The sequence below is a fragment of the Streptomyces canus genome (genome assembly GCF_030815415.1).
Lineage (GTDB): Bacteria > Actinomycetota > Actinomycetes > Streptomycetales > Streptomycetaceae > Streptomyces > Streptomyces canus_F.
Map to the genome: position 1 here is coordinate 40,750 of NZ_JAUSWW010000003.1, position 20,708 is coordinate 61,457.

Here is a 20,708-nt window from a genome sequence, read left to right on the forward strand (position 1 = left end):
CGACGGCGCGTCAGGCGCTGGGTGTGTGGGGTGGCGCTGCTGATGTTCACCGCCGTGTGCTGCGCCGCCCCGGTGGGAAACGCGATCAGCGCGTACGTCGCCCTGCAGAGTGCGCAGGACGACAGCGGAATCGCCGAGGGCGGCAGTTCAGCGGATATCCCGGCCCGGATGCTGATGGCGTACAAGAAGGCCGTGCAGCTGGTCGGCACGCATGTCCCGAAGTGCCGGGGTATGCGCTGGCCGGTCCTGGCCGGGATCGCCAAGGTCGAGTCCAACCACGCGACCGGCCATGGCATCGCCGCCAGCGGCGACATCCGCCCCCGGATTTACGGGTTGCTCCTCAACGGTTCCGGGGCGGGCGGCAACACCACGGCTTTCCCCGACACCGACGGCGGCCGGTGGGACGGTACCGCCAGCGGGGAGCGTGCTGTTGGCCCGTTCCAGTTCCTGCCCTCCACCTGGCACGGCGTCGGCAAGGACGCCAACGGCGACCAGGTCGCCGATCCGCACAATGCCGACGATGCCGCGCTCGGCGCCGCGATCTACCTGTGCGGGAACGGACGCGACCTGACCAAGCGGGCCCAGCTCAAGGCCGCGATCTTCCAGTACAACCACTCCAGCGCGTACGTAGCGAACGTGCTCGGGTGGATCGACCAGTACACGGCAGCAGCCACCGGCCCGGACCTGGGGGGCGTCTCGGGGACGGTCCGTACCGTCATCAACGCGGCGCTCGCCCAGCGGGGCGTGCCGTATTCGTGGGGCGGCGGCAACGCCCAGGGCCCGTCGTACGGGATCTGCTGCTCGCCCAGCGGGAAGAGCGGCACACGTATCAAGGGCTTCGACTGCTCAGGGTTGACGACCTACGCCTACGCCAAGGTGGGCATTCGGCTGCCGCGTACCGCGGCTGCACAAGCCGGCGTCGGCCGGCGCATCCCGGCGAGCCTCGGCGCTGGCGCGCTCAAGCCCGGCGATCTCGTCTTCTACGCGTACGCCCCCGGCCGCGATTCGACGATCTATCACGTCGGGATCTATCTGGGCGGCGGTCAGATGGTCAACGCCGCCCGCCCCGGCACGATGGTCCGCCTCGACGCGGTCGACGCCATGTCCGGCTATGCGGGAGGAGCACGGCTGCTGTGACCACTCCCCCGCGCTCACCGCGCCTGCTGGTGCTGAGCACCGTCGTCCTCGTTGTTTGTGGCGTCGCTCTGCTGGCCGTGCCACACGGTCAGGAGCAGCCGGCCCCGGGCTCGTCGCCGGTCTCCGTGACCAGGGTTCCGTCATCGGCGGCCGCCGCGCCTTCGGTCATCGCGGCGCCGTCCATGCCGCGCGCTGCCTCGCCATCGCCGGTCGTTCCGCCGGCTCCGCCGCCCCATGGCGAGGGGGCGGCTGGCGACCGGGCCATCCAGCAGACGCTGGAGGCGGCCTGGCCCGCGGACCTTCCCACCGCCGACGAACGAGAGCTGCTCGCCACCGGTCGAGCGCTGCTGCGCGCGGACGCCACCGGCGTTGGCCGCGAGAAATGGCCAGAGATCTTCCCTCACTCCCCTGCCGTGGCCCCGGCATTCGCCACCGCCCGTTTCCGTATCCAGGCCGCGATCGCCCGCCAAGACGGCCGCCCGGACAAGGCGGTGGTGCATCTGGTGTGGGCCAGCGCGGACCGCGGCGGCACCTTCACCGACCTGCGCATCACCGACTGGTACTTCACCCGCACCACAACGAAGGGAGCACCGGCATGGACGCCGCAGCCCCGTACCTGACCCACCGGGCCGATACGGCGGCCTCCGGGCAAGCACTCGGCCTGCTCACCGGCCTGATCGACACCGCCGGCTGGCTCTATGCCCACTGGTATGTGCTCGCCGGGGCCATCGCCGTGTGCTGGGGCGCGGGCGAGTGGGCGGTCCGTGCGATTGCGGCGCACGCCTCGGCCGAACGGATGGCTCTGGAGCTTGTCCCCAACCGGCACTTCGACCCGGGCCTTGAGGTGATCTTCAGGCGCGGTGTCCAGCTCGCCCGCGCGTCCACGGCGATGCCCTGGTGGGCGCCGCGCCGGGCGAAGAGCGTGCAGATCCGGCTGCGTGCGGACGGCAGTACGCCGTTGCGCTACCGCATCGAAGGACCGGCCGGCGGGGAACGGCTGCTGTCCATCACCCCGTTCGGACCGGACATCACCGTCAACCAGGCCCGGCCGATCGTGGATGAGCCCCGCAAGCACACCGTGCGCGCCGAGTTCCTCCTGCGCGGCAAACTCACGGCCCCGCTGCGCGACGTGCCGCTCGACCCCGATCCTCTGCAGCCGCTCGTCGACGCCGTGTCCGACCTGCGGGCCGAGCTCGGCGACCTCGCCGAGATACGCCTCGACATCCAGCGCGCCCCCAAATGGGCCCTGCGGGCGGGCCGCCTGCAGCTGATGAGTGCCGCGCGCCGCTCCGAACGCCGGGAGGCACAGCGATCCGCGCGCTGGCTGCGGCAGGACGCCAGCGGTATCGAGGACTCCTGGAGCGGGCAGCTGCAACACCTCCTCAGCGACCACTCCGGCTCCGGTGCCGGGCGGCGGCTGGTGATGCCGCCGGTGCCCCGCCGCATCGAGCCGGCCGAGGCGCTGGGCAAGCTCGCCGAGGACGACCACCTGGTGCGCGTGCAGCTGCTCGTGCTGTGCGCCTCCAACACCGAAGGCCGCGCCCAGGCCAGGCTCGCCCAACTCCAGGCCGCGTTCGACGTGTTCGGCGGCCGCTCGCGGTGGGCGATGCGCGGCTGGCGGCTGGGGCCGTGGCGGATCGGCGCCGACCACTGGCCCACCCGGCGTGCGTTCGAGCGCCGCTGGACGCGGGGGCACTGCCAGCCGCCGCGCGCGAACTGGGTGCGGCTGGAGGAGCTCACCGGGCTGCTCAAGCCGCCGACCGTGAACTGCCGGCTGCCGGTGCTCGCCGGGGACCTGCCGACCTTCACCTTCGGCGATCCCGCGTTGCTGCTGCAGGGCACCTACCGTGGTCCGGACGGCAAGCCACGGCTGGTCGCCACGTACGCCGAGGAGACCTTGTTCGAGGTCGGGACGGGCAAGGCGGGCGGCGGCAAGACCGAGCGCGCGCTGGCGCAGGCGATCGGCTGGGCGCACGCGGGCGGAGGGCTGGTCTTCGTCGACCCGCACCGCGACTCCTGGCCGCGGGCCACCCCGTTCCTGGCACACGACCACCTGATGCACCGGATCGCACTCATCGACCTCAACGCTCTGGGCGCCAACCCGCGGGTGAGTTCGTGGAATCCGCTCGGCATGCACCACGGCCAGACAGCCCACGAGGTCGTCGAAGCGATCACCGACGCTTATGGGGCCGCACTGGCCTGGGACGACGCGAGCGCCCCGCGCGCGCTCACCATCCTCACCGCCGCGCTCACCGTCCTGGTCACGGTCAACGAGAGAGCCTGCCAGGCCGGCCGGCCCGCGGACCAGGCCACGATCTTCCACGTCCGGGCTCTGCTCACCGACGCCCGCTTCCGCACGGCCGCACTCGCCACGGTCGCCGACCAGCTGGACGAGGAGAGCCGCTCATGGTGGAAAGTGGTGTTCCCGACGCTGCCGCCGGACGCGTTCGCCGTGGTCCTCAACCCGATCGCCCGCCTGGCCGCCAACCCCGTCACCCGCGCCTTCCTCGGCCAGCCCATCGGCGCCTACAACATCCGCACGGCAATGGACACCCGGATGATCGTGTGGGTGTGCCCGGGCGGCAACGGGCCCACCGACCGCCTGCTGACCGCGCTCCTCGCCCGCGACCTGCTGCGCGCCGCACGCTCCCGGCGAGACACACCCGAGAAGCAGCGGGTGCCGTTCCGCCCCTACTTCGACGAACTGATCACCCTGACCGGCGCGGCCCCGGAAACCATCGCCGCAATGTTCGAGGACCTGCGCAAGTACCGCTGCCACGTCCACGGCATGACCCAGCTGCTGTCCCGGCTGCCCACCCCGGTCCGGCTGTCCCTGCTGCAGAACGCTTCCACCCTGGCCACCACCGCCGGATCGAAGTCCGCGATCGCCCCGGTCACCGCCGAGTGGGGCGACAACCCCAGCCCGGACCGGGTCGCCACCATGGAGCGCTTCGAGCACTACATCTCCCTGACCGTGCACGGCCACCGTGTCGGACCCGTCCAGCTGCGCGGCCCCCACCTCGACGACGTCTTCGCCGCCCAGGCCCGCCCCGGTCAGGTTCCCGAACTGGAGCGGGCCGCCCACGACAACGCCGGGGCGCTCCCGCTGGACCGGCTCACCGCACGCGCCGCGCAGCAGCTGGGCCGGGTCGCGGCCTTCCTCGCCGCGCACGCTCCTGCCGGCGCCGCTGCCCACCTGTCGAAAGTGGAAAACGAATGGACCTGACCACCGCCCAGCCCAAGGACCGGACGCAGGCGGGATTCATTCCCAGTCCCGCCGAAACTCTCAAGCATCAGCTGCTGGCCACGCTCGCACTGCACCGCATGGCCGCCACCCACCAGCTGCACGTCCTGCTGCGGCCCGACCGCTCCCGCCAGTCGGTCTCGGAGCAGCTGAACGACCTGTTCGGCGAGCACCTGGTCGGCTTCGTCGTGCTGCCCAAGTCCCACCGCACCCGGGTCTGGTACCTCACGCCCAAGGGCGTCCGCCTCACCCGGGACTGGCCCGCGCTGCGGGGCCGTCCGCCGTACCCGATCACCTCGGCCACCGCGGCGTCCTTGAGAACACCGCACACCCTCACGGTCCTGCGCACCCACCTGGCGTTCGTCGCGGACGCCCGCCGCCGCGGCGACGAGCACGGCCACCTGGACTGGACCCCGGAGGCGTTCCACGCGATCGGCGACGGCGAGAGGATCGTGGCCGACGCCGTCATGCACTACACGCTCATCGAGGGCCAACAGCGGCGCAAGCTGCGGGCGTTCGTCGAAGTCGACCGCGCCACCATGAGCAGCGAGCGCCTGGCGGCGAAGCTGATCGAGTACGCGAGATTGTGGACGTACGAACCGCAGCCGATCGGCCGACGCCAGCGGGCGGGCGGGCCCGGCTGGCTGCGCTGGTACCCGGTGTTCCCCCGCATCCTGTTCGTCCTGACCGGCGCCGGACGCCAGGCGATGAACAACCGGATCAGCGACCTCAAAGCCATGGCCGCCCACCACCCCCTCGTAGCGGACCTGGCCCGCGAAGTACCGCTGGGCGCCGCTGTCCTGGACGACCTCGAAGAACACGGCCCCACCGCCCACGTGTGGGTACCGCTGGCCGGCGGCGACTGCCGCCCCTGGACACAGCTGTGACGCGGCACGTGGGGCCCCCGGGGCGAATGTCGCAGCCTTGCAACTACCCCGAAAACCCCTTGAAGTTTGCGCACGCGAACCATAAATTGAGTGCCGCGAAGATAGGTGCGTGACAGCGAAAGCCTTACATGTAGCCGAACTTGGGAGTTCCCGATGACGCAAGCACCGGAGTCGATTCGCAACGACGAAGCATATGGAGCAGGTGAGTGGCCGCCCCTGACACGGGCCGTCTCCTACGTCGGGAGCGCCTGCGTCATCCAGGGCACCGGCGACTTCGACCCGCAGGACCTCACGGCTGTCCGCCGCCGCTTCCCCGGCCGGTACGTGTCCCTGGACGGCGACGTGATCACCGTATGGCCGCCCTGCGGGCCGGCCCGGTGACCGGCCGTTCGGGGCTGCCGCTGCTCCTTGGGCCTGGCCGGCCCTCGCAACCGGAGGTACAGGCGCCTGCCGATCGTTCATCCGACCCGAAAGGACACAGATCCATGAGGAGACGTGGCACCACAGGGTTCAGAAGGCACCTGCCCACCGTGGGGATCACGGTGGGGCTGGCGCTGGCAGTGGCCGGCTGCTCGGACTCCGGCAGCAGCACGCTGCCGGACCGTGCTGCGGCGGCCGCCCCGCAAGGGGGCAGTGCCCTACCGCGCAGCCCGCAGGAACGAACGGCGGCACCACAGGCGGAGCTGCTCGGCCGCAATGGGCTGGTCCTGACGATCACGGTGGCCGAGCGGGACCGGGCGGCCGGCTATCTCACGGTCCGCGGCGACCTCACGAACAACGGACCCGAGACGACCGCGGTCCCGGCCGCATTACGCGGCAACGAGGTGGACGTCCTCAGGACCGGGTCGTCGCTGGCCGGTGCGACGGTCGTCGACTTCTCAGCCCGCAAGCGCTACTACGTCCTGCGCGACACCGACGACCGCCCACTCACCACGACCGGACTGTCCACCCTCAAGCCCGGAGAGAGCACACGGGTCTTCATGCAGTTCCCCGCGCCACCGCCGAGCACCACCACCGTCGGCTTCCACCTGCCCCTGTTCGACACCGCCAACATCGCGATCTCCGGGTGAGGTGACGGTCTTCATGCGATCGATCCGCTTCTTCCTCACCGGCCTGCTCGCCGCCGGGGCGGCCGGGACCGTCGCCCTGAGCGCAGCGGTCGGCATCCCAACGGCGGACACGAGTCCCGCTCCCGGCGCGGTGAGGTCTGCCGATCCCTCAATAGCCGACAGCGGCACGGGCAGTTCCGGCCTCGCGCTCCGCCCAGGAGCCACGCTCGCGCCGCCCAAGATCCTCGACATCGGCTCGGATCCGGTCGACATCACTCAGCTGATCTCGGACCAGGACAGCGCCGAACGCCGACAGGCCCCGGACAAGGAGAAGCAGTGACGTTCACGCAACTGCTACTTCCCGGTACTGCGGGTCCCGGGGATCGTGTGCGGCCGAAACAAGCGAATACACACCCCCATAGGTCGCCTTCTGGCCCCGCATGTGACCAGAGACGCCCCGAGTGGTTTCGGTCAACTCGCCGCTCGCAGAGCGTAGTTGGCTGGCATATGCGTTACCTTGCGCTCACTCACAAGCATCACAGCAGCTGGAAGCGGCCGTGCGCCCAAAGCGCCGATGAGCGGCGGGCGGAAACAGCGGTCCTGTCGCACGCGTCGTACGGGGAGACAACATGACACGAGCACACCGACACGTATCCCGGCCTGTCGCCGTTCGCATCCGAAAGCACGCCGCTCTGCTGGCCGTGACCGGCCTGGCCCTGCTCACCGCGTGCAGTGACACCGACGGGGACTCCGACAGCACCGCATCGGCTTCTCCATCAGTGGCCAGGAGCGAGCCAGCCTCTGCTACGCCTTCCGTGAGTGCAGACCCTCAGGCGGCAGAAGAGACGGCCGTCCTCAAGGCCTATTCCGCTTTCTGGGCGGAGCAAGTCAAGGCGTACTCCAAGGGAAATACGCAGGGGACCGACTTCGCCCAGTACGCCGCCGCCGAAGCCAAGTCGAGCACCGAGGCCGACCTCAAGGATCTGCGGTCCAAGGGCATCGTGACGACGGGTGCCCCCACGCACGAGGCCGAAGTCGACCGTCTGTCATCGGCGAAGCAGGTGCCCTCGGCTCAGCTGACGGACTGCCTGGACAGCGCCGACTGGAAGTTCATCTACAGCAAGACCCGCAAGCCAGTGCAGATGCCGGAGAACCGGCTCGTTCGCTACGTCACGAAGGTAGACGCTGAGAAGTGGGGGAAGCAGTGGAAGATCGTCAACGTCACGCCCCAGCAAGACGCCTGCTGACGCGCACCACTCTCGCACTGGCCCCCGTGACCGCCCTGTCGCTGCTGTGGCCCTCACAGGCATTAGCCGGGCCGCCCGAGGGCGGCGATTGCAGTGGGGCCGGCAAGTGGGTGGTGTGCGAGGCCGACAACGACACTTCAGCCCCGGGATCAGGCTCTCAACCAGCCGGCTCCGACAGCGGCAAGCACAGTGCGAAGCCCGCGTGCACGGTCAGGAAGCTCGACCCGCAGCCGCCCAAGGGCAGCATGTACTGGAAGGGCGAGTCTCCCGGGGACGGCAAGGCGGTGTACGAGCGGGCCTGCGCCACCGGAGATGGTGGCACCCCGGTCTACACGTACTTCGTTGCCGACGATGCTGCAGACGTCCCGGCGGTCGACCCCGTTGTCGTGGCTCAGCAGGCCGTCAGCAAGATGCAGCTCACCGGTCCGGACATCGCAAATCCCCGCCCCGCCGGCAAGTACGTCGTGGGCATTCCCATGTGGATGTGGGTGAACAAGAGCCCCACAACGTTCGGACCGAACACCACCAGTGCCACCGCAGGCGGGGTGACCGTCACGGCAACCGCGAAGGTAACCAAGATCGTCTGGGGCATGGGCGACGGGACGACCGTCTCCTGCAATGGGGCTGGCACCACGTATGCGGCGTCGTATGGAAAACAGGAGTCGCCGACCTGCGGCCACACCTACACGCGCAGCTCCGTCGCCAAAGCCGACGGCAAGTACACCGTCACCGCCACATCCACATGGACGGTGGACTGGCAGGTCAACGGAGGCGGCGAAGCTGGCCAGTTCACCGAGATCAGACAGTCCCAGGCACAAGTAGCGATCGGCGAACTGCAGGTCGTCAGATGAAGCCCGCCGGAAGGAGAAAGCGTTGAGCACGACACAAGAACGCCCCGCGCCCTCGGCCGGCGTACCCCCACAGGGACAGGTCGCCAACCCGGTGCGGCCGCCGCGGGTATCAGCGCGCCGACGCCGCCCGGGCGTGATTGCTTTGTCGCTGGCGCTGATTGCCGCCGGTGGCGCCGGGGTCGCGGTCCTGCTTCTGCAGGTCGCCCAGCGCACCGAGGTGGTGACCGTGGTCCGCGACGTCCAGGTCGGCCAGGTGCTCACCGCGCAGGATCTGGGCCAGGCGTCCGTCGCGCTGGACCCGGCCGTCAAGGCGGTCGAGGCCGACGAGCTGGAGTCGGTGGTGGGCAAGCGGGCCGCCGTTGAGCTCAAGCCGGGCTCGCTGCTGGCTCCGTCGCAGGTGACGAAGGATTCTCTGGTCAAGGCGGGCGAGCAGTTGGTGCCGATCGGCTTGAAGCCGGAGCAGGTCCCGGCCACCGCCCTGGTGCCGGGCCAGAAGGTCCGCCTGGTGCACGTCCCCGCCCAGGGCGCGGCAGCGTCGGGGCCGGAGAGCGACACGGCGCCCAAGACGCTCGCGGGCCGGGTGGTCAAGGCCTCCGCGGCCGCTCCCGGCAGCGGTGTGGTGGTGGTCGATGTCGCCACCGCCGCCGCGGACGGTCCGACCGTCGCGGCGTGGGTGGCGGCCGGCACCCTGCGCCTGGTCCTCGATGCTCCGGACGGCAGCTGATGAGTGTGATCGCCCTGGCCGGCTGCAGCGGCGCACCCGGCGTGACCACCAGCGCGCTGGCCCTGCTACTGAACTGGCCGCTGGAGCGGGGCCGGAAGATGATCCTCGCCGAGTGCGACCCCGACGGCGGCGCGGTGCTGCACGGGCTGCTGCAGGGCACGCTCGGCGACCGCTACGGGCTACGCAATCTGTCCGTGGCCGTCCGCAAGGGCGAGTTCGGGGAGGCGTTCTGGCGCCAGCTGATCGACCTGAGCAGCGAGGACGGCCATAGGGAGTCGCCGCGGGACCGGATGCTGCTGCCCGGCATCACCGATCCGGCGCAGGCGGCAAGCCTGGCCCCGGTGTGGAAAGCCCTCGCCGTCATGTTCCGCGGCATCGACGCCGAACACGGGCACGACGTACTGATCGACCTCGGGCGCAGTGGGGCGTTCGGCCCCTCCGGTGTGCTCGCCGAACAGGCCGACACGACGCTGGTGGTGGTACGCAACACGCTGCGCTGCCTGCAGGCCGCACAGGCGCGAGTGAGCGCACTGGAGGAGCGCGTCGGCGGCGTCGGCCTGATCCTGATCGACGACGGCCCCTACCCCGCCGGTGAGGTGCAGCGGGTGCTGCAGGCGCCAGTGGTGGCGACCCTGCCGTATGCGCTGCAGGACGCGAAGGTGCTGTCCGACGGCGCCGAACAGCCACGCCGGTTCGCCAAATCCGGGCTGATGAAGGCCGCCCGCACCGGCGCCACCCTGCTGGTCCAGCGAGCCGCCTGGCAACAGGCCCACCTCGCCCCCGGCACAGGCGCGGGTACGGGTGCGACCGGCGGGGAGGTGACCCATGCGCGGTAGGCCGCTGCACGACAACCCCACCGTGACCCCTCCCCCCGGCCGCGCGCCAGGGTGGCCACGCCAGACGAACGGCGTCCCCCTCGGGTCCGCGGCGAGCGGGGAGCATCTGGGGGCTGCGGTTGATCAGGTCGCGGTCGACTACCGGGTGGCCCGGCACATCGCCGGCCAGGTGGCCCGCCAGCGCGAGGAGCTGCTGAAGAAGAACCCGGAGGCGGACCGGGCCACCGAGGAACAGCAGTGCCTGAACTGGATCAATGAGGCCGTCGCGCTGTGGGCGGATGCCCAGGGCCTCGAGCGCGGGCTCAGCACGACTGCGGAGGAGGACGACGCGCTGCGGCGTGCCGTCTACGACCTGCTCTACCGGGCCGGGCGGCTGCAGCCGTACCTGGATGACGAGCGGGTCGAGGACATCATCATCCAGGGCCCGCATGAGGTGTGGCTGGACTACGGCGACGGCGAGCGCCGCAGAGTCGGCCCGATCGCGGACTCCGAAGAAGAACTCCTGGAGCTGCTGCGCGAGTTGGCGCGGGAGTCCGGACACAGCGAACGCACCATCTCCACCGCGAATCCCACTCTCGCGTTGTCGCTGCAGGACGGCTCCCGGCTGCAGGCCATCACGGGGCTCGGGCCGATGACCTATGCGGTCATCCGCCGCCACCGCGTCTCCCACGCGAATCTCGACGACCTCGTACGGCTCGGGACCATCGACCCGATCCTGCGCGAGTTCCTCGGCGCGTGTGTCCGCGCGGAGAAGAACATCATGATCGCGGGGAAGCAGAAGGCCGGGAAGACCACCTTGTTGCGGGCGATGCTCAAAGAGTTCGACCCCGAGACCCGCTTTGCCACCATCCAGACCGAGGACGAACTCTTCGCCCACAACAACGGCTACCACCGCCAAGTCGTCTCCCTGATCGGGCGCGAGTCCAACGGGGAGAAGGACGCCACCGGCCGCGGCGCCGGCGAGGTCACGCTGCTGGACCTGATGCACCCCGCCTTGCGGATGTCGCTGGAGCGGATAGTGGTCGGCGAGGTCCGCGGTCCCGAGATCGTCGCGATGATGCAGGCCCTGACCAATGGAGCAGGTGGCAACCTGTGCACGATCCACGCGCGTCGCCCCGACGTCATCGTCGACCGGATCGCCGAACTGTATGCGCTCGCGCAGGGGAACCTGTCCGAGCAGCTGGCTTACCGGCAGATGGCGAACGGGCTGGACTTCGTGGTGTTCGTCGACATGACCGACGAGACCCGGATCGGCGGCCGCCGCCACCGCTACGTATCCCACGTCCTGGAGCTGACCGGGATCGGCGAGTCCGGCCGCCCGGCGATGAACGAAGTCTTTTCCCCCGGCGCGGAGTTCGGCGATGTGCGGGCGGTGCCGCGGATGGACCCCGGCTGCGTCGACGATCTGCGCCGGGTCGGCTTCGACTCCACGCTCCTGCAGCACCCCTACGGGGCCTGGGCGGCGCCGCTTCCGCTGAAGGTCGGGGCCGGCCGATGACCCTGTTGCTGGCATTGCTGTCGGGGATGGCCGTGGTCGGCGGGCTGATCGGCACCGTCGCCGGGATCGTCGGCACCACCGCACCCCGCCGGGCCCCGCTGCGCCGGCGCTGGCAAGCCCTGCGCGCGGGCCAGGACCAGGGTGAGGAGGTGCGGCTGCGCCGGCGGACACTTGCCGTCTGCGCGCTCGTGGTCTTCGGCACGGTATGGCTGTTCTCCGGGAACTTTGTGGCCGGCGGCCTGTTGGGCGCGGCGGTGGTGGGGGTGCCGTGGCTGATCACGCCGTCCAAGATCGCGGCCGAACGCATCGGCCAGCTGGAAGCCCTGAGCGAGTGGACCCAACGCCTGGCCGGGCTGCTCAGGTTGGGGATGGGCCTGGAACAGGCGATGATCACCAGCCGGAAGGGGGCACCGGACGCCCTCGCCCCCCAGATCGCGAGCCTGTCGGAGCGGCTGCGCCGCGGCTGGCGCCCCGAAGAAGCTCTGCGGGCCTTCGCCGGCGAACTCGACGACGTCACCGCGGACAAGGTGACCGCAGCGCTGATCCTCTCGGTCAATGACCGGGGACCGGGCCTGGCCCAGGCACTGGAGGACCTGGCGGGCACGGTCCGCGAGGAGGTCGGCCGCAAACGCTCCATCGAGGCGGACCGCGCCAAACCCCGCACCACCGTGCGGTGGATGACCTTCATCACCCTGGGCGTGATCATCGCGGGGTTCTTCGTGCCCTCGTACACCAGGCCCTACTCCACCCTGCTGGGCCAGCTGGTGCTCGGCTTCCTGACCGCCGGGTTCGTCGCCGTTTTGGCGATGATGCGGCAGCTGGGCACCTTCCGCCGCATCCCCCGCTTCCTGATCACCGACCCGCGCAGCACTGTCCGTCTGCCCGCCCCGCACCTCGAGGCGGCGGTCGAGCGTGAGCCGGAAGGGACCCGGTCGTGAACCTGTTTCCCGTCGTTGTCACGGGCGGCCTGGTGGGCGGGGGTGTCGCCTTGTTTGTGCGGGAACTGCTGGCGCCGCAGCCCGCCCTGGCCGCCGCCCTGGCCCGCAGCGCGCCCGGGACGTTGAGCATGCCCCAGGAGGAGGTGCTCGACCGGGACGAGGTGTGGGGGCGCTGGCTGCTGGCCCGTCTTCAGCGGCTGCCGGGCGTGAAGGTGCCGGCCAAGAATCTTGCCCTGCTCGGGCAGGGGCCGGGCGCCTTCATGCTGAAGAAGACGGCGCTCGCCGCCCTCGGGCTGCTGTGCCCGGTGCTGGTCACCATCCCGTGGATCATCGCGGGCGTCTCGCTGCCGTTCTACGTCCCGGCCGTGGTCGGACTCGCCATTGCGGGGCTGCTGTTCATCACTCCCGACCTCGCGGTGCGCGACCAGGCCAAACGGGCGCGGGAAGAATTCGCGCACGCCCTGTCCGCCTACCTCGACCTGGTCGCACTGAAGCGGGCCGCGGACGCCGGCCCCACCGAGGCCCTGGAGAAAGCGGCCGCGGTGGGCCATGGCTGGCCGTTTCTGTATCTGCAGGGCGCACTGCGCCGGGCCCGCCTGGAGAAAATCCCGCCCTACCAGGCGCTGACCGAACTCGCCGACACCTACGACCTGCCGGGCCTGAGCGACGTCGCCGACATCATGCGCGGCTCGGCCACCGACGGCGCCGCCGTCTACAAAGCCCTGCGCGCACGGACGGCCGCGCTCAATACCGAGCTGCTCACCGCGCAGGCCGCCGAGGCGAACGCCGCCAGCGAGAAGATGACCGCCCCCGGCGCCTTGCTCGCCGTGCTGGTCATGCTCCTGATGGCATTCCCCGCAGTGATCCGCATGCTCACCGTGTGACCAACCCGATTCAACACTTTCGACTTGGTGGAGGAGCACTCCCGATGAAGCACTTGGCAGCCCACAGTTACCGTGCCGTCCGCTTACTGACCGAGCGCCTGGAAGAGAGCCTGGCCGAGGCGGGCCGGCGTCCCGACCGGGGCGACATCAGCATCACCACCGTCATCATCTGGGTGGCCGCCGTCACCGGCGCCCTGCTCATCGCCGGAACCATCGCCGTCGTGATCAACAAGTACAACACCAGCCTGAACGGCATCTGATGCCCCGCCACGACCGGCTCAGGGACTGGTGGCGCGGGCGACGATGGCACGAGGACCGCGGCGATGCCTCCCTCCAGATGGCGATCGTCTACCCGTTCATCCTGCTCGCCACCATCGCCGTCATCCAGGCATCCCTGTGGTACTACGCCCGCTCCATCGCGCTGACCGCCGCCCGGGAAGGCCTGACCGCGGCCCGCGCGTATGAGGCTTCGCCCGCCGACGGCACCACCAAAGCCCGCGAGGTCCTGGGCAGGGCGGCGGGTGACAGCCTGCTCGGCTACACCGTCACCACCACCGGCAGCACCGCAGAACGCGTGCGCATCGAGGTATCGGGGACGGCCCAGTCGATGATCCCGGGCGTGGCAGGACTGCGGGTCAGCCAGTCGGCATCCGGCGCCGTAGAACGCTGGACGGTGCCGGGCCGTGGGTTCGCGAATTCTGAAGGTCCTACGGGCGGGAACCCCGGTCGCGGTGGCCCGTGATGAGGGCGCCAGGGACCTCGTGCCGTGTGAGACCTCACGCCAGTTCAGACACCGGGGCGGTGAACGCGCCCCGACGCAGGGCCTGTTGGACGCACGCGGGCCGGGCGGGCAGCGGCAGGGCGGACGACGGCAGCGTGGCGATCGAGGCCGCCATCATCGTCCCGCTACTGGTGATGTTCCTGTGCCTGGCGATCGCGGGCGGCCGGATCGTCACCTCCGGGGCGAAGATCGACGCAGCGGCGGAGGACGCCGCACGGGAGGCGTCCATCCACCGCACCGTGGCCGCCGCCCAACAGGCCGCGCATACCGCGGCCGCCGAAACCCTCACCGATCAGGGCATCACGTGCGTCTCCACCAGAGTGGCCGTGGACGCCGGAGGTCTGGCCGTGCCGGTCGGTCAGGTCGGAACCGTCACCGTGACGGTGACCTGCACGGTCACCCTCTCCGACCTGCTGCTGCCGGTCCCGGGAAGCCGCACCCTCACCTCCACCGCCACCTCGGTAGTGGATCAATACCGGCAGCGGGAGGGCTGATGAGGATGCGCTTCCAGCAGCGGGCCCGGCACGCTGCGTTCGATGACCGGGGTGGGGTGACGGTGTTCGTCGCGGTGTGCGTCATCGCGCTGATCGGCATCATCGGTGTCGCGGTCGACGGGGGCAGCAGGATGCGCGCCCTGGAGCGCGCCGACTTCGTTGCCGGTGAGGCCGCCCGGGCCGGCGGACAGGCCATCGACCCCGCCCAGGCCATCCCCGGTGAGGCGGTCGTGGTGGATCCGCAGGACGCGGTGGCCGCAGCCCGCGCCTACCTCGCCTCCGCCGACGCCACCGGCACCGTCGCCGTGTCGGGGGACGGCAAAACCCTCACGGTCGACGTCAGCGACGCCTACGACACGACGTTCCTGTCGGTTGCCGGGATCGGCTCGCTGCCAGTATCCGGCCACGGCGAGGCCACCCTCCTGTACGGGCTCAACGCACCCGAAGGAAACACCTGATGGGCCCCACCCCCACCCCCGCCACCACAGGCCGCCGCGTGGCCCGTACGGTCACGGCCGCGGCGAGCCTGCTCGTCCTGGCGAGCACGCTGGTGGGGCTGCCGCTGCTGCTGGCCTGGGCCACCCCGGTGCTGTGGGAGGCCGGCCACGACGACCTCGCACACCTCCTCGACCGCCAGGACACCGGCTCAGCAGCCCTGCTGCTCATCACCTGCGTGGGCTGGATCGGCTGGGCGCAGTTCACGTACTGCACAGTGCGCGAGCTGGTCGCGCAGCTGCGCGGCCGGACCTGGCACGCCCCACGCGGGCTCGGCTCCTCCCAGCGCGCCGCGGCACTGCTGATCGGCAGCATCCTCGTGCTCCTGCCCACCAGTTCAGCGCTGGCCTCCGACGCCCAGGCCGCCCCCGCCGCAACCGCAGCCCGCCTGCCCGCCCAAGCCCACGCTGCGCACGACACCGGGACCGCCACGGCGAGTACATCGACGTCGGGCACATCGTCCCCGACCTACACGGTGCGCCAGCTGCGGCCCGCGGAGAGCCTGTGGAGCATCGCCGAGCAGGAACTGGGCGACGGCGAAAAGTGGCGCCAGATCGCCGCCCTGAATGAGGGCGCGGCCATGGCCGACGGTCAGGTGTTCCGCTCCAACGGGTTCCTGCAGCCCGGCTGGCAGCTGACGATGCCCAGCTCCTACAGCCCAGCGGGAGGCGCCCATACGCAGCTCGGCCAGGTTGCTCCGGCAGCAGCCGACGAGCCTGCGCAAGTGGAAGTCGTGGAGCCGGGTGACTCCCTGTCCAGCATCGCCGCGCAGGAACTCGAGGACGGCAACCGGTGGCCGGAACTCTTCACGGCGAGCAAGGATCAGCCGCAGCCGGACGGCCTGCCGGCCATCACCGACCCCGACGTGATCTACCCAGGCCAGCACGTCACCGTACCCGCCACCCCCAACGAGTCAGACGAGGCAGACGCCCCGCCACCAGCGAGGGATCACACCGGCGACGAGGAACAGGACTCCCCACAGCCCGCTCCCCCGGAGACTGGGGCCCCCGACGAGGAACGGCAGCCCGGACACGACGACCAGGAGGCGCAGCCACCGGCGCCCAGCCCATCCACCACCACTGCACCCAAGCCTTCTGCCTCCAGCACACCCTCCAGCCCACCGACCCAGCGACCCGGACAGGAACAACAGCAGGAACAGGACCAGGACCAGGACCAGGACCAGGACCAGGACCAGGAGCAGGGTGCTCCGCCCGCAGCCGGCTCTACGGATCCTGGGCCCAGCAGCAGCGGTGCGCCCTCGACCGCCACTCCCCCGGCGTCACCCGAAGTATCCGCCTCCGACGCGTCCTCCCCAACCGCGGCACCCACGGCCGAGTCGACTCCGGCCAGCAGCTCGCTGAACCTGCGCATCGTGCTCGGCGCCGGCGCACTGCTGGCAGCCGCCGTCACCGGGGCACTCGCCCTGCGCAGAACGCTGCAACGCCGCCGCCGCAAACCCGGCGAGACAATCGCCATCGCGTCGGAACCCTCCACGGCCGAGGCCCAGTTGGCGGCCGCCGCCGAAGCCGGCGGCCCCGAGGCGAGCGGCGCCCGCCGCCTGGACCACGCCCTGCGCACCCTGGCCCACCAACTACCCGACACCGACCACGCGCCGGGGCTGCCGCAGCTGCGGGCCGCGCGAATCGGCACGCACACCGTCGACGTCCTGCCCGAGGACCTCGCACAAGAGCCGGTAGCGCCGTTTTCGTCCGGGACAGCGGGGTGGTGGGCCCTGCCCGACGACGCCGACCTCCTGGACGAGGAGAGCGCCCGTGACGTGCCCGCCCCCTACCCGGGGCTGGTCACCCTCGGCAGCACAGACACGGGTGACCTGCTGCTCCTCAACCTCGCCGCCCTGCCCGCCCTGCTGCTCGACGGCAGCGCGGTACACATCACCGAGGTCTGCACCTCCCTCGCCCTCGAGCTGGGGATGAGCCCGTGGGCCAGCGACGTCGAAATCGTCACCATCGGGTTCGGCGAGGACCTGCCGCAGCTGCTGCCCACCACACGGATCGCCCACATGCGCCAAGCCGCGCACGCACTGCGCGACCTGAGCGAACGCCTGCTGGAAGCGCGCCAGCTGCCCGACACCCAGGACCAGCCCTATCTGCTGCTGTGCGCATCGGTACTGGACACAGACACGTCGTGGCGGTTCGCCGAACTCATCGACAAGGCCGGCCCGGTCCCCGTCACCCTGATCGCCCCGGCAACCTCGGCCGCCGCACACTTCCCCGACGCCGAGATCCTCAACGCCTCGCTCAACATCCCGCAGCACCTCGCCCACGCCGGCACCGACATCACTGTGCAGCGCCTGGAACACGCGGCTTACCTGCAGATCACCACGGCGCTCGCGGTGTCCGGGGAGTCGGCCCAGCCGGCCGAGGGCCCCTGGCGGGATGTCCCGGACGAACCCGACCAGCTGCCCCAGCCCGCGCCAGCCGAGTCCCCTGCACCGGCGACCGCCTCTGGCGAGGTCCCGGTTCCGCAGACCGCGGCGGATGCCGGCTCGACAGGTGGGGTCTTTGCGGCCCTGGTCGCGGCCAGTGCCGACCCGGCTGGGCTGCGTCTGCTGCCCGGGGCGTCACCTTCACCTGGCGGCGAGTCTGCGCCGGACACCGAGGGAACTCCGCTGGCAGCTACCGAGCCGGCTTCCGGCGCAGAGGCAGGAGGGAACGAGGATCCCAAGGACAGTGCCGGGAACGGTGAGGAGCCGGTGGGAGCGGAGGGCACGGCGCATGACCTGCGCGCGCCGGAGATCCGTGTCCTGGGGCCGGTCGAGGTGAACGGCGTCGCTGCCTCCGGGCATGGTCCGCGCAGCAGCCAGCTCGCCGCCTTGTTGTATTTCCGGCCGGGTCGCTCCGCCGACGTGCTGTGCACCGACATGGACCCCCTCAATCCGTGGAGTGTGAACACCCTCAACTCCCGGCTACGCGGCCTGCGTGGCGCCCTGGGCAGCGACACCTCCGGCAATCCCTACGTTCCGCGGCGTCACACCGGCGAGGACCCCTACCGCCTCTCCCCCGAAGTGCGCTGTGACTGGACGAGATTCCTCCAGCTCGCCGAACGCGCGCTGCCCCAGGGACCAGCCGGTGTGCCGGACCTGGAACGAGCCCTCAGCCTGGTACGGGGCACACCGTTCGGCGGTAACCCCCTGCCCTGGGCCGAGCCTTTCCAGCAGGAGATGATCACGAGGATCATCGACGTCGCGCACTCAGTGGCCACCCACCGCACCCCTCCTGGCCCGCTGCACGACCTCAGCGCGGCCCGGCGAGCCGTCGCGATCGGCATCGGCGCCGACGACAGCGCCGAGCTGCTCTACCGGGACCTGATGCGCATCGAGCACACGGCCGGGAACCGCTCCGGCCTGCACACCGCCATCACCCGCATCCAGCAGATCAACCAGACACTGGACTGCGATCTTGAGACGGCCACGGAGCAGTTGATCAACGATCTTCTGCACGGCAATGGAAGGAATCAACGCAAAGCCCCCTAGGGAGCGTATGTGGTTGCGATCACCAGGTGGTCCGGGTGAGTTCTCTGAGCCAGATCATCGAGGCGCGCAGGTGGAGGCCGGCGAGGTGGGCTGCGACGGCGCCGTCCCCAAGTCCCTGTCCTGCACGGGGCCCCCGTCGCCCGTGCCTTCCTAGATCGTGCCGCTCCACGCCCGGCGGTTCTCCCGTCGGCGCACATGGCCGCGCCAGCCCGCGAGCAGCGTCATGCCCGTCCATGCGGCGACTCCCGCGACGAGGCCGCCGAGCCTGCCTTCGGGGTCGACGTCCACGGCGTCCTCCAGGGGGACGGCGCCTTCCGGGTCGCGGAGGATCTCGATGCGGTCGCCCACCCGGTAACCGGGGTTGCTCCCCCGGTACTCGAGGGTCTCGTCGAGTTCACCGCCCGGCCCGACCAGTGTGAACCGGTGGTTCTTGCTCGCCGTTCCCGCCGCGCTGTCCGCGGTGATCGTGACGGTCTCGCGGACGCCACGTCGGTCGAGCGCCGCCTCGGGGGCGTACTGGACGGACCCGACGAGAATGAAGAGCGCGGGGACCACGGACAGGACGGCGAGCCACCACGCCCTGTGGAGCAGCCGCAGCACGATCACGAAGACCAGGCAGCCGAGCACGCCCGCCGCGATCGGGATGAAGTCCATGCCCAGCGTGACGTAGGCGAGTGCGGTGTTGCCGGCGGCGATCCCCCAGGCGACCAGCAGCACCCAGAGCGTGGCGAGTACCGACGCCCCGGCGCTCCTTCCCGTGCGCTGCCCACCTGGAGCGGGCACTCCAGCCCCGGCCGCGTCCCCGACACCGCCCGCCACGGGCGCGTTCATCCTCTGATCACTCATCCGCGCAGCATACGAGGCGGCCCGAACGCCGTACCCACGTGGCCCGCTGCACCACCTCAGCGCGGCCAGACGAGCCGTCATGATCGGCATCGGCGCCGACGACAGCGCCGAGTTGCTCCACCGGGACCTGATGCGAATCGAGCACGCCGCCGGGAACCGCTCCGGCCTGCACACCACCATCACCCGGATCCAGCAGATCAACCAGACACTGGACTGCTCACTGGAAACGGAGACCGAGGACCTCATCCGCGAACTCCTCAACACCCCCGGGACAGCGACGGCACTGTAGGATCCGCGACTCAATGCACACTGACTGACGCGACCTACTGCGTACCGTAGGCCGCCCACCGCCCGAGGGTGAACTCGCCGCCCTCTTGCCGGACTTCCACGGCACCCGCCCCGCCGAAGTGTGCAGGGACGACCAACTCACGTTCGATAGCAGCTCGTTCGAGGATCCGACGGCGGCTGGCCGCTGCTTGTTCCGCATCCAGACAGAAGCAACTGCTGCAGGAGGGAGTGAGGATCTGCACCGGGCTGTGCAGAAGATCGCCGACGAAGACCGCCCGGTCACTCCCGGATGCGAGCCGCAGTACGGACGAGCCGGGCGTGTGGCCTGGCGCAGACTCCAGAGTGAGGTACTCATCGATGCGGTGGGTGCCGTCCCACAGGACGGTCTGCCCGGCCCGGTGGACGGGCGCGATGCTGTCCTCGTAGATCAGCCGGTCATCCTCCCGGCGGCCGCTCCCGTAGGCGTTGTCCGGTCCGAAGTGGAAGTCGTCCGCGGCGGGGATGAGGTACTGGGCGTTGGGGAACGTGGGCTCCCACCCTTCATCCACACCGACGGTGTTCCAACCGACGTGATCACCGTGGACGTGGGTGTTGACGACGACGTCGACGTCCTGCGGCCGGATTCCGACCCGCGCCAGCCCACTCAGGAAATCGCCCTGCCAGTGGTGGAATTGCGCCGAGCCTGGCCGCTCGCGCCCGTTCCCTACCCCGGTGTCGACCAGGATGGTCCGACCGCAGCTGCGCAGCACCCAGGTCTGCAGAGCCACCACCGCCCTGTCGCTGTCCGGTTCCCAGTGATCCGGCGCCAGCCAGTCCTCGTTGCCCTTCCACACCTCGGCGCCGGACTCCGGAACCAGGCTGCGTGCGGGCGCGAACGCCCCTTGCCACTCGACGACTCGGATGACCTCGACATCGCCGAGCACGATGCTCTGCATGCTCTCGCTCTTCATGCCATCGACTCTAGGAAGGACAGATGAGCCTCTCAATGCCTGCACGGCTCGTTCAGATACGCATCC

At 70.5% G+C, this 20,708-nt stretch carries 22 protein-coding genes; 20 read left to right on the top strand and 2 right to left on the bottom strand.

The window, feature by feature from the left end:
* The first annotated feature begins 30 nt into the window (after positions 1 to 30).
* The 19 genes from QF037_RS50505 to QF037_RS50595 all read left to right on the top strand — a co-directional run bounded on the left by QF037_RS50505 (position 31) and on the right by QF037_RS50595 (position 18,558).
* On the top strand, positions 31 to 1,137 hold the full coding sequence (locus QF037_RS50505; protein WP_307038390.1) for a C40 family peptidase: 1,107 nt from the start codon (positions 31 to 33) through the stop codon (positions 1,135 to 1,137).
* The gene (locus QF037_RS50510; RefSeq protein WP_307038391.1) at positions 1,134 to 1,757 is read left to right on the top strand and encodes a hypothetical protein; all 624 of its coding nucleotides are present in this window, start codon (positions 1,134 to 1,136) and stop codon (positions 1,755 to 1,757) included. The genes QF037_RS50505 and QF037_RS50510 overlap by 4 nt, the downstream gene beginning before the upstream one ends.
* Positions 1,733 to 4,363, top strand: coding sequence for an ATP/GTP-binding protein (locus QF037_RS50515; protein WP_307038392.1), 2,631 nt, complete (start codon positions 1,733 to 1,735; stop codon positions 4,361 to 4,363). Before QF037_RS50510 ends, QF037_RS50515 begins: the two co-directional genes overlap by 25 nt.
* Positions 4,354 to 5,268 carry a replication-relaxation family protein gene (locus tag QF037_RS50520; protein WP_307038393.1) on the top strand — a complete coding sequence of 305 codons (915 nt, stop codon included), beginning with the start codon at positions 4,354 to 4,356 and terminating at the stop codon, positions 5,266 to 5,268. Before QF037_RS50515 ends, QF037_RS50520 begins: the two co-directional genes overlap by 10 nt.
* Before the next feature lie 153 nt (positions 5,269 to 5,421).
* Positions 5,422 to 5,649, top strand: coding sequence for a hypothetical protein (locus tag QF037_RS50525; protein WP_307038394.1), 228 nt, complete (start codon positions 5,422 to 5,424; stop codon positions 5,647 to 5,649).
* Between the two features lie 104 nt (positions 5,650 to 5,753).
* Positions 5,754 to 6,338: a hypothetical protein gene (locus QF037_RS50530; protein WP_307038395.1), complete on the top strand. Its 585-nt coding sequence runs from the start codon at positions 5,754 to 5,756 to the stop codon at positions 6,336 to 6,338.
* A gap of 13 nt (positions 6,339 to 6,351) precedes the next feature.
* Complete coding sequence (locus QF037_RS50535) at positions 6,352 to 6,657, top strand: hypothetical protein (protein ID WP_307038396.1); 306 nt, start codon at positions 6,352 to 6,354, stop codon at positions 6,655 to 6,657.
* Between the two features lie 475 nt (positions 6,658 to 7,132).
* The gene (locus QF037_RS50540; protein WP_307038397.1) at positions 7,133 to 7,564 is read left to right on the top strand and encodes a hypothetical protein; all 432 of its coding nucleotides are present in this window, start codon (positions 7,133 to 7,135) and stop codon (positions 7,562 to 7,564) included.
* 26 nt (positions 7,565 to 7,590) lie between these two features.
* Positions 7,591 to 8,415 (top strand): ATP/GTP-binding protein, encoded by an 825-nt coding sequence (locus QF037_RS50545; RefSeq protein WP_307038398.1) that lies wholly within the window; start codon positions 7,591 to 7,593, stop codon positions 8,413 to 8,415.
* 22 nt (positions 8,416 to 8,437) lie between these two features.
* A complete protein-coding gene (locus QF037_RS50550; protein WP_307038399.1) occupies positions 8,438 to 9,139 on the top strand; it encodes an SAF domain-containing protein in 702 nt (233 codons plus the stop codon).
* Positions 9,139 to 9,975 (top strand): hypothetical protein, encoded by an 837-nt coding sequence (locus QF037_RS50555; protein WP_307038400.1) that lies wholly within the window; start codon positions 9,139 to 9,141, stop codon positions 9,973 to 9,975. The genes QF037_RS50550 and QF037_RS50555 overlap by 1 nt, the downstream gene beginning before the upstream one ends.
* Entirely contained in the window at positions 9,965 to 11,473 is a 1,509-nt protein-coding gene (locus QF037_RS50560; RefSeq protein ID WP_307038401.1) for a CpaF family protein, read from the top strand. The genes QF037_RS50555 and QF037_RS50560 overlap by 11 nt, the downstream gene beginning before the upstream one ends.
* On the top strand, positions 11,470 to 12,411 hold the full coding sequence (locus QF037_RS50565; RefSeq protein ID WP_307038402.1) for a type II secretion system F family protein: 942 nt from the start codon (positions 11,470 to 11,472) through the stop codon (positions 12,409 to 12,411). Before QF037_RS50560 ends, QF037_RS50565 begins: the two co-directional genes overlap by 4 nt.
* On the top strand, positions 12,408 to 13,295 hold the full coding sequence (locus QF037_RS50570; RefSeq protein WP_307038403.1) for a type II secretion system F family protein: 888 nt from the start codon (positions 12,408 to 12,410) through the stop codon (positions 13,293 to 13,295). Before QF037_RS50565 ends, QF037_RS50570 begins: the two co-directional genes overlap by 4 nt.
* Positions 13,296 to 13,339: 44 nt before the next feature.
* Complete coding sequence (locus QF037_RS50575; RefSeq protein WP_307038404.1) at positions 13,340 to 13,555, top strand: hypothetical protein; 216 nt, start codon at positions 13,340 to 13,342, stop codon at positions 13,553 to 13,555.
* A complete protein-coding gene (locus QF037_RS50580) occupies positions 13,555 to 14,037 on the top strand; it encodes a TadE/TadG family type IV pilus assembly protein (protein ID WP_307038405.1) in 483 nt (160 codons plus the stop codon). The genes QF037_RS50575 and QF037_RS50580 overlap by 1 nt, the downstream gene beginning before the upstream one ends.
* Positions 14,038 to 14,096: 59 nt before the next feature.
* Positions 14,097 to 14,570 carry a TadE family protein gene (locus tag QF037_RS50585; RefSeq protein ID WP_373464020.1) on the top strand — a complete coding sequence of 158 codons (474 nt, stop codon included), beginning with the start codon at positions 14,097 to 14,099 and terminating at the stop codon, positions 14,568 to 14,570.
* A gap of 5 nt (positions 14,571 to 14,575) precedes the next feature.
* Positions 14,576 to 15,028, top strand: coding sequence for a TadE/TadG family type IV pilus assembly protein (locus QF037_RS50590; RefSeq protein ID WP_307038461.1), 453 nt, complete (start codon positions 14,576 to 14,578; stop codon positions 15,026 to 15,028).
* A complete protein-coding gene (locus QF037_RS50595; protein WP_307038406.1) occupies positions 15,028 to 18,558 on the top strand; it encodes a LysM peptidoglycan-binding domain-containing protein in 3,531 nt (1,176 codons plus the stop codon). The genes QF037_RS50590 and QF037_RS50595 overlap by 1 nt, the downstream gene beginning before the upstream one ends.
* A gap of 150 nt (positions 18,559 to 18,708) precedes the next feature.
* Here the strand turns inward: QF037_RS50595 and QF037_RS50600 are convergent, their stop codons facing one another.
* Positions 18,709 to 19,404, bottom strand: a complete 696-nt coding sequence (locus tag QF037_RS50600) for a hypothetical protein (RefSeq protein ID WP_307038407.1) — start codon at positions 19,402 to 19,404, stop codon at positions 18,709 to 18,711.
* 79 nt (positions 19,405 to 19,483) lie between these two features.
* Here QF037_RS50600 and QF037_RS50605 point away from each other — a divergent pair, with 79 nt between their 5' ends.
* Entirely contained in the window at positions 19,484 to 19,693 is a 210-nt protein-coding gene (locus QF037_RS50605; RefSeq protein WP_307038408.1) for a hypothetical protein, read from the top strand.
* Between the two features lie 34 nt (positions 19,694 to 19,727).
* On the opposite strand, the gene QF037_RS50610 is transcribed toward QF037_RS50605, so the two are convergent.
* Positions 19,728 to 20,642 (bottom strand): MBL fold metallo-hydrolase, encoded by a 915-nt coding sequence (locus QF037_RS50610; RefSeq protein ID WP_307038409.1) that lies wholly within the window; start codon positions 20,640 to 20,642, stop codon positions 19,728 to 19,730.
* Positions 20,643 to 20,708: the final 66 nt, after the last annotated feature.